This window comes from Pedobacter cryoconitis, assembly GCF_001590605.1.
In the GTDB taxonomy this organism is placed as follows: domain Bacteria; phylum Bacteroidota; class Bacteroidia; order Sphingobacteriales; family Sphingobacteriaceae; genus Pedobacter; species Pedobacter cryoconitis_A.
The window spans coordinates 794,454-806,474 of sequence record NZ_CP014504.1 but is presented as its reverse complement, the minus strand read 5'-3'; the positions used below and the strand labels follow the sequence as shown (position 1 = coordinate 806,474).

The following is a 12,021-nucleotide window of genomic DNA, read 5'->3' as shown; positions in this document are numbered from 1 at the left end:
GAGGCACTGATTAAAAAAAGTCCTGAGCTTAAATTAGCCCTGATGCCAATCACACCAGGGCTAATTAAGAATTTATTGAGGTAAACCGGCTAAAAAAGTCAGTATATCCTGGCTGATTTCCTTCATGTGAGTTTCTAACGCGAAATGGCCCGTTTTATAAAATTTCACTATAGCGTTTGGATTATCTTTTTTATACCCTTCTGCTCCGGCTGGTAAAAAATAAGGATCTTCACTTCCCCAAACAGCTAATAATTGTGGTTTATACTTTCTGAAGTAAGCTTGAAATTCTGGATAGAGCGCAACATTTGTGCGGTAGTCTTTCAACAGGTCAAGCTGTATTTCTACATTACCCGGGCGGTCAAGAAAATGCTGATCTAAGGTATAAGTTTCGGGTGCGATCAATGCGGGATCGCTTACGCCTTCAAAATATTGAAATTTAGTAGATTTCAGACTCACAAATTCTTTCAGGTTGTTCCGGTTTTCAGCAGATGGATCTTGCCAGTATTTCTGAATAGGATTCCAGCCTTTACTCAGCCCTTCCTCATAAGCATTGCCATTTTGAGAAATAACACCAGTAATTTTTTCGGGGTTAGCAAGCATCAATCTGAAACCTACCGGTGCTCCATAATCAAAAACATAAACAGCAAAGCGTTTCAAAGCCAATTCATCAATTAATGCCTGCACAGTTTTAGTCAGGTTATCAAAAGTATAGTCAAACTGATCGTGGGCTGGTGCATCAGAATATCCAAAACCTGGCAGGTCCGGTGCAATTACATGATATTTTTCACTCAGTTCAGGTATCAGATTTCTGAACATAAAGGATGAAGTTGGAAAGCCATGTAATAGTAAAACTACAGGAGCATCCTTTGATCCGGCTTCACGGTAAAATACATTTAACCCGTTGACTTTGATGTTGTGGTAATGAATTTGTTCTGTTTTCATGATTTCTTTTTTTGAATTAACCTGAGTATTTGACTGACCTGAAACTGGATTGGCTCCCAGGGTGATTAAGCAAGCCAGCAACAGCTTTAAGTATTGTTTATTGATCATCATAACTCTTCTATTTGTTTTTATAATTCAAAAGTAATCCATATATTTAATCTTTAAAAACGATTAATACAGATACAAATAATCACAATTAATGATTTATTATGAATACTAATGATTTTAAAATATTCGAAGCTGTAGCAGCAAACGGAAGTTTTACCAAAGCTGCAGAGGCGATGTTTACCGTTCAGTCTAATGTGACAGCGAGAATTAAAAGTTTAGAAGACGAATTTGCTGTTTCACTTTTCACAAGAACTTCAAGAAAAGTTGAATTGACTGCCGCGGGTGAAACATTAATGCATTATTTTAAACAGATAGGGCAATTAATAGAAGAGGCGAAAAGAGAGTTAGCTCAGAGTGATCAATTAATTGGTCAGCTTAGAATTGGCTGTATCGAAACAACAATGGCTTTGAAAGCGCCTGATATGATCAATAAATTCAACGAAATGTATCCGGATATTGAGCTTGAATTTAAAGCGGATATGTCTCCAAACCTAATCAATGATGTGCTTAATTATAAATTGGACGCTGCTTTTGTAGCTGCACCTGTTTCGGTACCTGAGCTGGCACAACAAACAATTAAAGAAGAACAACTAGTGATGGTAGCTTCCACTAAGTATAAAAAGATTGAAGAGCTTATTCAGGATAAACAAGTGAAAATAGTGGTATTCGATCAGGGCTGTAATTATAGAGCCAGACTGGAATCGTGGCTCAGCTTTAAAGGGGTTGTCAATTACAAACGTATCGTGGTTAATTCTTTAGAAGGCATCATAAACTTTGTAGAGGCTGATCTGGCCATCACCATATTGCCGGCTGAGTTAATTGAACAGTATTATCAAAATAGAAAATTAAAGACGTTTTCAATTGGTAAGGAGCTTGGAACATCGGCGACTATACTTGTCTATAGAAAAACAAGATTAAAGGATAAGTTATTGGCAGCATTCCTGGAAATGTATTAACAAATCAAAATAACTGCCTTCAATTATTTTGATTTGCATTTGATCAGAAGATTATTTATAAATGAGTTAGGTTAGAATTTCATGGATTGTAATTATTGAAACAATCTGTTTGCATCTTAAGCACGGCAAAGCCCAAAACTAAGGTTTTCCTGCAGCCAGGTAATCCCAGCTGGCTTTAGTCAGTTCAGCAATGCTTAAATCACTCGCTTTTTCATCTTCTTTAGTCATCGATACAAATACAGCAACAGCAAAATGTTTTCCATTTGGTAGTGTTACAATACCAATATCATTGGTCGCTGTTGTTAAACCAGCTGCATTTGCACCAGAGTTTCCCGTTTTATGCGCAACTAGAGTACCAGCAGGTAATAAACCTTTGAGCTTATTTGCGCCGGTAACCGTTTCAGTCATTACTTTCCATAAGAAATCGTGTGAAGTTTTAGAAAGGATTTTTTGACTATAAAACAACTTTAACAAATCTGTTGCAGCAACAGGGGTTGTCCAGTTGGTGAACTGTACATTTTCATCTTTGTGCATTTGCTCTTCTGTAGCCACTATAGCCACCTGTTTAATGCCCAGACTATGAATATATTGATTAACCTTTGCCGGTCCTCCCATTAATCTGAACAAGAGGTCACAGCCATTATTATCACTTTGCGAAACTGTATAGCTTAAAATTTCTGATAAAGGTATTTCAACCTCGCCATTTGGATATTTCTCTCTCAACGGACTCCAGGTATCTGGCAGCAGGTCAGCCTTTTTAACCAGGATTTTCTGATCCAGCCGAAGTTTACCTTTGTCTACCTGATTTAAGATGGCCAAAGCGAGGTGAAATTTGTAGACGCTTTGCATCGGCAAATGTTTTGCTCCATTCACTGTAATTGTATCTCCATTCTGTAAATCTATTAATGAAAATCCGATAGTTGCAGCATGTGAACTAACTATGTGCTGAAGTCTTTTTCGCAGGTCATTTTTTTGTGCGAAGCCATTTACTGAAATAGTCAGTAAGAGCCCGGCAATAATCATTCTTTTTAATGTAATAAATCCTTTCATATTACAAAATAACGGATAATTTCATCTTTACCGTATATCGTCTTTTGACAAAATTTATCCATAAAATTTAGCCTGTATTTTTCTTTTATTACCGGAGTTCACGCTAACTTCCTCAGTATAAAATGCCTGAAAATTAAAAAAAATACTAAGTCACCACTTTTGAATAAAATATCCACTATATTGCCTTTTAGGAAACATCATTAACTACCTCCAATGAAAATTATTTTACCTAAAGATAATTTTGCGCAGATCTTCCCCAGTCTGACGCACATTATGTTCCAGGCTGATGATTACTGAAAATTAAGAATGGAGCATTCACATCCCGGCAATGGAAAGTAAAGACAACGTCAAACATAGAAATAAAGAACAGACCAAAAGAAAACTTCTTCAGGCCGTAGGGGAAATTATTATAGAAAAAGGATACTCAGGTTTAGGCGTAAACAAAATTGCGAATAAAGCAGGTGTAGATAAAAAACTCATTTATCGTTATTTCGGCGACGGAAACACGCTGGTAGAAACCTATATCCTGGAAAAAGATTACTGGCTGGGATTTGCAGACAAATTACAGGAATTCAATGACATCAAAACTCCTGATGAGGCAAAAGAAATTATATCAGCTATGCTGGAACGTCAGTTTACCTTTTTATATGAGGAAGAAGCTATGCAACATATGGTTTTAGAAGAATTGACCTCTAAAAGCCCATTAATGGCCAGCATATGTAATATCAGGGGAAATATTGGTGCAAGCTTACTCAAACATACTGATCCCCATTTTAAAGATTCTGAGGTGAATTTCAGAGCGGTGAGTGCATTGCTTGTATCGGGCATCTATTACCTTATTTTACAAGCAAAGATTAATGGGGGCACTATTTGTGGAATTGATATCAATGGCATTGAAGGAAGAGCAGAAATCACAAAAACGATACGTCATATTATTAAATGGGCTTATGAGGCCCCTGAAAAATAAAAAAACTAAAACACAATTTTTCAATAAACGCCAGAAATACCATGAAATATGAACTGCAGGAATTCAAGTCACTGGTTAATACCTTACACGAAAGTGAAGGCATTGATACCTGGATGACTGAGCAGCGTAATCCTATTGAAAATATAGCCATAGAGGCTGTACGTATTTGTCAGATATTTAAAGACGCAAGTTTGCAAAAAGATGCGGTACTCTTTACCAAATATTTCCATCAGTACCAGCATGAACTGGTGAACATGGCCGAAAAAGTTTATACTTTCTTAAACATTCAGGACTATGAGGACGACGAAGATGATGATAGCGAACTTATTTTACAACGCCTCTATAATGCGTTGGTGGGCATCCTGCAATTTATGCAGACACAACTGAAAAATTTCTTTAAAACTGATGGAAAAGTCCCTTTTAGCTTTATTGAGCAACATCAGTATCAGGAGGAAAGAAATCATCGTTTCATAGAAAAAACACTACTCGAAAGAGGCATTAATACTACTATAGTTACCCATTTATTAACTGTCCTCAGATTTGAGGATCAGCAACCTAATGAAGAAATCTCTTTTGCCGTATATACTTATGTTTTGAAAGTACAAAGGGAATTGCTAATCTATCTGCAGGGGCAGGATGATGAAACCAATAATTACAGGATCCTTAAACTGCTTACTACCTTAAACTTAAACAGTATAGGAATTTACGAACATTTTCATGGCGTAATCAATGACAATCAATTGCCCCATTTTAAGATTCCGGGCTTCCAAAAACCAACAGATCCGGTTAAAATGTCTTTATTGCTGTTCATCATCACCGAAATTAATTCATTGCATGCCTTGAAATTAATAGCAAAAGAATTATACCCTTTAGCCAACTAAGGAAAATTCAAAATGCCTTCAGGGAGGATTATATGCTGCACTACTGTGTAGATTTGCTTTACTTTGCACCATGTTGCAAACAACCACCAAACCTTCTTCTTCCATTATTAGTGCACGCAGATCGACCATGCTTATTTTTTTAGTGTGTGGATTGGCTGTTGCCAGCTGGGCACCAATTGTACCTTATGCTAAAGAACGTCTTGGATTTAATGATGCAAATTTAGGATTACTACTGCTTTTAATGGGCGCAGGTGCTTTACTCATGATGCCAATTACCGGAATGCTGATCCGAAAACATGGCAGTAAAAAACTCATTCTGAGCGCGATTATATTACTGTCAATCCTGCTTCCTTTGCTGCTTATTATGGATACGCCATTAACAATGGGGCTTACCTTATTTATTTTTGGCGCTGCTATAGGAACGATTGATGTAGCGATGAATGCTCAGGCCATCAATATAGAACGTCATTATTCAAAGCATATCATGTCTTCTTTTCATGGACTGTTTAGCCTGGGTGGAATCCTGGGCCCACTGTTTATGGGTGGAATGCTCAAATTCAGTCTGCAGCCTATAGTTGCGATAGGAAGTATTTCTGTTTTACTGCTGCTGATTGCAGTCAGTCAATATCAAACGCTTTTATCTTCAGACCAGGAATCAACAACTACAGAAAAGACAAAATTCTCCTGGCCGGGGCGCGCTGTAATTTTCCTGGGTTTAATGTGTTTTATTGTCTTTCTCGCAGAAGGATCAATCCTGGACTGGAGTGCTGTATTCTTAAAAGATATCAAGAACTTTGACGCAGCTATTGCCGGAGCAGGTTATGCCGCATTTTCAATTGCAATGACAGCGATGCGCTTACTGGGTGATAAATTCGTTGACAAAGTAAGTCCTCAAAAGATAATTTTATTTGGGTCCGCTATTTCAGCATCAGGATACCTTGTTGCTGTATTCAGTCCGTGGGGATGGCTTTCTTTGGTAGGCTTTGTACTGGTAGGTTTGGGAGCTGCGAACATTGTCCCTGTTTTATTCAGTGCGGCTGGCAAAGTAAAAGGTGTCCCTGCTTCAGTCTCTTTACCCGCAGTAACGACCATAGGTTATACCGGTTCATTGGCTGGTCCGGCAGGGATTGGTTTTATTGCCTATTACAGCTCTCTTTCTGTCGCCTTCTGTGTGATTGCCGGGCTGTTGCTGCTGGTGAGTATTTCTTATCGTCAAAAATAGGTTTCCGCTGCTGTAACAATCTTTATTTCTGTAAAATTCAGGTTAAAATTCTTACCTTGATTAGGTATAATTCATGGAAACACAGGAACTGATGCTGAATAAACATAGAGAAAGGTACTTGTTGATAATTATTTCAATTATAGGGCTCTTTGCTTGTGTTAATACAGATCGCAGAAGAGCTTTGTTTGATGCACAACTGGATGTCTTTAAGGAAAACGACATTTATCATGATGTACAGACTACTACGAATAAAAACCTGAAGAAATGGCTTTCTGAGGATCTGAAAGATATTCAGGTGCTCAAAAAGAGTAACTGGAAGTTAGATGAGGCTGTGTTTTTTAACAGTAGAAAAGACAAATGTTATTTACTATTACTCGTCCAGGACAAGGACACACTGGCCAAGCTGGATTATGTTTACCTGATGTACGGTGCATTGGAACAGGAAAAATGGAATATCTACTTTACCGGACTTCCTACCCTGGCCTTTCCCAGAGATAAATATAGCAAGAATGAACATGAGCCAATTGCTATGCCCACCCTCTCCCTGCTAAGCAGAGAAGAAATACTTCAGGATTATTATAAAGCTAACCGGCGTATTAACGATGAATATGTGAACAAGGCCTATACACTGGACTTAAAAAAGAAGCAGGCAACCTTCCTTAAAAAAAGCACTCCTTCTATTAATCACAAAGAATAATTTATTATTTACCAGGCAAACAATTCTTGTATATTATTTGTTCATGCATACGTAACAAACAACTAAATAATAAGAAATGAATAAAACTATCTTACCTCTCGCTCTGCTGGGCTTAGCCCTTTCTCTTGGAACGCAGGCTGCTTCCGCACAAATTAAGTTAAACAGTAAAGGTCTTGGTGCATTACAAAAGGGCGTAAAAGCAGCGACCTTCTCAGATGCTGATGCCGCAAAACTTGCTGGTGAAGCTGTAACCTGGATGGATGAACATAATACTGTTGCCGCTGCTAAAGATCCTTATACTGTCCGCTTGAATAAAATCTTTTCAAAACATCAAAATGAAGGCGGACTTAAATTAAACTACAAAGTATATAAAGTAAAAGATATCAATGCTTTTGCGTGTGCAGATGGCAGTGTACGCGTATTTTCTTCGCTGATGGATATCATGAGTGATGATGAATTATTAGGAATTATCGGTCATGAAATTGGACATGTTGCCAATAAGGATACCAGAGATGCAGTGAGAAGTGCTTATAAAAGAGAAGCGATATCAGATGCAGCATCTTCTCAATCAGGCGTAGTGAATTCACTTTCACAAAGTCAGCTGGGAAGTTTTGCCAATGCACTTTTAGATAGTAAATACAACCGTAAACAAGAAAGTGAAGCTGATGACTATTCTTACGAGTTTATGAAAAAGCACAATTATAAAGTAACTGCTTTAGCAAGTGCATTCCAGAAATTCGCTGATATGGAAAAATCGTCTGGCGCTGAAAAAAGTAAAACTGAAAAGATGTTAAGTTCACATCCTGATAGCGGTTCACGCGCAGCAAAAATCTTAGAAAAAGCTAAAAAAGATGGTTTGTCAAAATAGGACATTATACCTGTCAAAATAAGCTTTTATGAAAAATCCGGGTCTGATGTAATGCCCCCAAAAGTGACACAATTATGGGGCATTACATCAGACCCGGATTTTTTTATACATTTTCTTGTACAACGGCTTTCCTGGTCGTCAATGTTGCCCCTGCACTGGCAATGATTACGCAGCCAACGGCCAGCCATTGATTAAAAGTTAAAAATTCATGTAATAAAATCAGTCCATTCAAAGCCGCTACAGCGGGCTCCAGGCTCATTAAGATACTAAACGTGCGTGCAGGCATTTGCCGCAACGCATTAATTTCAAGTGTAAACGGTATCGCGCTGGACAAAAGTGCCAATGCGAATCCCATTAAAAGAAGAGCTGGCGTTAAGTGCATCAGTCCTCCACTTCCAATTCCAAATGGTGCAACGACAATGGTAGCGAATAACATACCTACTGTAACTGCATCTCCACCATTCATAATCTTGGAAATTTTTCCGCCCATTAAAATATAACCTGCCCAGAAACCTCCTGCGGTCAACGCTAATAAAACACCAATGAGATCAATTCCTTTACCGGTCCAGGGTGCAATAAGCGCAATCCCTATTCCGGCCAGTAAAATCCATAAATAATCAGTGATACGTTTAGATCCGAAGATGGCCACAATTAATGGCCCGACAAATTCAAGCGTAACCCCTAAACCAAGTGGTATCCGCTCAATCGCCATGTAGAAAATCAGATTCATTAAACCCAGACATACCCCATAAGGAATAACTGCTTTCCATTGTTTAGCGGTAAGCTTCGTTAAATTTGTCCGGTTAACAGCCATCAGGATAATAGCCGAAAGACCGATGCGGATCAAGGCTGTACTCTGGGCGCCTAAAACGGGAAACAGACCTTTAGCTATTGCAGCTCCGCACTGAACACTGATAATTGATAAAAAAACGGCAGGAATTGGTGGTAATGTAAAAGATTTATTGTTATTCATTTGCGGCGCAAATTTAGCTATTATTTTCCTCAATTAAATTAGAGTTGTCTAATTAAGAATGCAGGAAAAGTTCCAACAATAATGGAATGCTTTAACCTCTATAAGTGTTCGGTGTTGAGAAGGGGTTGGTAAGGCCAATAGCCTTACCAACCCCTTCTCAACACCGAACACAATATGATCCCGGATAGTCCTTCTTTAATCCGTGCTATTCAGCAATAGCGGTATAAGGCTTATCTTGTTTCATTACCTTTTTACGGTAAGCCCAATAAAATACAATCGGGAATATAAACAGGTTAAATAAAGTATCAGAAATTAATCCTCCAATCACCACTGTAGCCAGTGGCTTAGAAGTCTCAGAACCGATACCTGTTGACATGGCTGCTGGTAATAATCCAATCGCTGCCATCATTGCAGTCATCACTACCGGACGGATGCGGGATTCCACACCAATTCTAAGCGCATCAATAAACGTCCATTCAGGATGATTATGCCGCATTTCCTTAATATTTGATTTAAACTTGGTAATCAGGATAACCCCATTCTGGACACAAATCCCGAATAAAGCTATAAATCCGATCCCCGAAGAAATACTAAAGTTTATCCCCGTAAGCAGCAATGCAAATACACCACCTACAATTGCAAACGGTACATTATTTAAAACGAGTAATGAATCTTTGATGGTTCCGAATAAGATAAACAGCACAAAGAAAATCAACAATATACTAATTGGCACCACCTGCGTTAAACGCTGAGTTGCTCTTTGCTGGTTCTCAAAATCTCCTGCCCACTCTATATGATAACCTTTAGGCAGCTTAACCTGAGCATTTACTTTGTCCTGGGCTTCTTTAATTGTACTGCCCATATCCCGGCCGCGAACAGAAAACTTGATTGCACCATATCTCTTATGCTTATCGCGGTAAATCAAACTCGGGCCAACCAGTTTTCTGATACTAGCAATCTCCCGCAGCGGAACTTTATTGCCCGAAAGTGTTGGCACCCTTAAATCGCCGATCGCATTGGCATTGTTCCTGAAGTTTTCAGGATAACGGATCCGCAGGTCAAACTTACGTTCCCCTTCGTAAATCTGTGTGGCTGCTTTCCCGCCGATTGCCGTTTCAATAACCGCCCCCGCATCTGCGGTAGTTACGCCATAAAAGGCCATTTTTTCCTGATCCAGATCAATCCGCAGTTCTGGCTGTCCCAGGTTCCGCATAATCCCAAGATCCTCCACTCCCTTAATATCCTTCATGATCTTGAAAATTTTCTCTTCTTTCTCTTCGACAAATTTGAGATCATCACCAAATAACTTCACTACTATAGATCCTTTTACGCCAGATACAGCTTCTTCTACATTGTCAGAAATTGGCTGAGAAAAGTTGAGATCAATCCCCGGAAAGAACTTCAATTTTTCCTGCATGCGCTGAATCAACTCAGGCTTACTCTCTTTGCTTTTCCACTGCTCTTGTGGGTAGAGATCCACATGAAACTCCAGGTTATAAAATCCTGTTGCATCTGTTCCATCATCCGGACGGCCTGTTTGAGAAATAACCTGTTTAACTTCAGGAAAGCTTCTGAAGGTTCTGCGCATATCATTAGCGAGTTTAACAGATTCACCCAGCGAAGTACTCAAAGGCCCGGTTGCCCGCACGTAAATAGTGCCCTCGTTGAGTTGCGGCAAAAACTCTGTACCTAAAAACTTAAAGCAGAAAAGACTGACTGCTAAGATGACAATAGCTATTGGAAAGGCAATTTTCCTGCCTTTAAAACAAATATTGAAAAGGCGCATGGAATTGCGGGTAATCCACTCTACGAAAAAATTGCGCTTTTCACGGACATTCTTATTCAGTAGGACACTGGCCATAACCGGCACCAGGGTAAAAGTCAGAATCAGTGCACCCAGTAAAGCAAAACCCAATGTCCAGGCTAAAGGAGAAAACATTTTACCCTCTACCTTTTCAAAACTAAAAATAGGAAGCAGACCAATAATGATAATCAATTTCGCGAAAAATATGCCTTTACCATTGATCAGACAAGCTTCTTTGATCATGCCCAACTTACTGAGCTTATTGAACTTCTCCATCCCCTCTTTCTTTGCCCGATGATCCAGTACCACAAAGATACCTTCCATCATCACGACCGCCCCATCTATGATAATCCCAAAATCAATCGCCCCCATCGAGAGTAAATTGGCAGACATGCCTTTAAATTTCAGACAGATAAATGCAAAGAGTAAAGCCAGTGGGATTACAATAGCCACAATGATGGTAGTCCGCCAATCGGCCATAAACAAGAACACGATGACAGTGACGAAAATAATCCCCTCAGCCATATTATGCAGCACGGTGTGCGTTGCAAAATCTACCAGATCTTCCCGGTCATAAAAAGCATTGATCTTTACATCATCCGGTAAAATACTATTATTCAGTTCATCAACCTTTGCTTTAAGGCTTTGAATTACATCATTTGTATTTCCACCTTTCAGCATCACTACAATTCCCTCCACTACATCAGGATCACCATCACGGCCAACCTGTCCAAGAGGTGGCAAACTGGATTCTGTAACTTCACCGATGTTTTTCACAAAGATTGGTGTCCCCTTCACATTATCAACGATGATGTTTTTAATCTCATTGATATTATTCAGCAAACCAATTCCCCGCACGACATAAGCTTGTCCGCTTTGCTCGATCACATCACCACCTACGTTAATATTACTTTTAGAAACAGCCTCGTAAACTTCCAGTGGCGTAACGCCATACTGCACAGCTTTTTCAGGATCAATTGTAATCTGATAAGCTTTAGTAGGGCCACCGAAACTATTTACATCCGCTACACCAGGCACAGAACGTATTTCACGTTCAACTACCCATTCTTCTAGTGTCTTTAGTTCCTTAACAGACTTCTTGCTGCTGGTTAAAGTGTACCTGAAAATCTCACCCGTTGGCCCGTAAGGCGGTGAAATTTCAGGCTTTGTGCCTTCTGGTAAATCGGCATCGCCCAAGTGATTATTCAATTGTAAACGCGCATAATCATACTCTACATTGTCTTCAAAAGTGACTTTAACTACCGAAAGGCCAAATAAAGAAGAGGATCTGATGGATGTTTTTTTCTGTGCCGGGTTCATCGCTATTTCCAGCGGCCGGGTTACAAACTTTTCTACTTCTTCTGCACTGCGGCCGGGCCATTGGGTAATAATAGTCAGTGAAGTATTCGTTACATCGGGAAACGCATCTATGGCAATGCTTTTAAAACTGAAATACCCTCCTACCAAGAGCAGGAACGTCATGAAAAATATAAAGAACTTGTTCTTAAGAGAAAAAGCCAGTACTGATTTAATTACTTTATTCATTGCTTGAA

At 39.2% G+C, this 12,021-nt stretch carries 10 protein-coding genes; 6 read left to right on the top strand and 4 right to left on the bottom strand.

What is annotated here, in order from left to right; translation table 11 throughout:
• Nucleotides 1-72 precede the first annotated feature (72 nt).
• Nucleotides 73-942, bottom strand: coding sequence for an alpha/beta fold hydrolase (locus tag AY601_RS03410; RefSeq protein ID WP_157287665.1), 870 nt, complete (start codon nucleotides 940-942; stop codon nucleotides 73-75).
• Between the two features lie 209 nt (nucleotides 943-1,151).
• Here AY601_RS03410 and AY601_RS03405 point away from each other — a divergent pair, with 209 nt between their 5' ends.
• The gene (locus AY601_RS03405) at nucleotides 1,152-2,006 is read left to right on the top strand and encodes a LysR family transcriptional regulator (protein WP_068396470.1); all 855 of its coding nucleotides are present in this window, start codon (nucleotides 1,152-1,154) and stop codon (nucleotides 2,004-2,006) included.
• Nucleotides 2,007-2,144: 138 nt separating this feature from the next.
• Here the strand turns inward: AY601_RS03405 and bla are convergent, their stop codons facing one another.
• Entirely contained in the window at nucleotides 2,145-3,056 is a 912-nt protein-coding gene (bla, locus tag AY601_RS03400) for a class A beta-lactamase, subclass A2 (protein ID WP_084359057.1), read from the bottom strand.
• A gap of 328 nt (nucleotides 3,057-3,384) precedes the next feature.
• Between bla and AY601_RS03395 the strand changes: the two genes are divergently transcribed.
• The 5 genes from AY601_RS03395 (at nucleotide 3,385) to AY601_RS03375 (ending at nucleotide 7,691) form a co-directional block, all read left to right on the top strand.
• Nucleotides 3,385-4,023, top strand: coding sequence for a TetR/AcrR family transcriptional regulator (locus AY601_RS03395; RefSeq protein WP_068396467.1), 639 nt, complete (start codon nucleotides 3,385-3,387; stop codon nucleotides 4,021-4,023).
• 41 nt (nucleotides 4,024-4,064) lie between these two features.
• Nucleotides 4,065-4,904: a hypothetical protein gene (locus tag AY601_RS03390; RefSeq protein WP_068396464.1), complete on the top strand. Its 840-nt coding sequence runs from the start codon at nucleotides 4,065-4,067 to the stop codon at nucleotides 4,902-4,904.
• A 70-nt stretch (nucleotides 4,905-4,974) separates the two neighbouring features.
• Nucleotides 4,975-6,126: an MFS transporter gene (locus AY601_RS03385; RefSeq protein ID WP_068396461.1), complete on the top strand. Its 1,152-nt coding sequence runs from the start codon at nucleotides 4,975-4,977 to the stop codon at nucleotides 6,124-6,126.
• Nucleotides 6,127-6,199: 73 nt separating this feature from the next.
• Nucleotides 6,200-6,823 (top strand): hypothetical protein, encoded by a 624-nt coding sequence (locus AY601_RS03380; RefSeq protein WP_068396458.1) that lies wholly within the window; start codon nucleotides 6,200-6,202, stop codon nucleotides 6,821-6,823.
• 76 nt (nucleotides 6,824-6,899) lie between these two features.
• Entirely contained in the window at nucleotides 6,900-7,691 is a 792-nt protein-coding gene (locus tag AY601_RS03375) for a M48 family metallopeptidase (protein ID WP_068396455.1), read from the top strand.
• A gap of 103 nt (nucleotides 7,692-7,794) precedes the next feature.
• On the opposite strand, the gene AY601_RS03370 is transcribed toward AY601_RS03375, so the two are convergent.
• Nucleotides 7,795-8,664: an EamA family transporter gene (locus AY601_RS03370; RefSeq protein ID WP_068396452.1), complete on the bottom strand. Its 870-nt coding sequence runs from the start codon at nucleotides 8,662-8,664 to the stop codon at nucleotides 7,795-7,797.
• Between the two features lie 205 nt (nucleotides 8,665-8,869).
• Complete coding sequence (locus AY601_RS03365; RefSeq protein WP_068396449.1) at nucleotides 8,870-12,013, bottom strand: efflux RND transporter permease subunit; 3,144 nt, start codon at nucleotides 12,011-12,013, stop codon at nucleotides 8,870-8,872.
• Nucleotides 12,014-12,021: the final 8 nt, after the last annotated feature.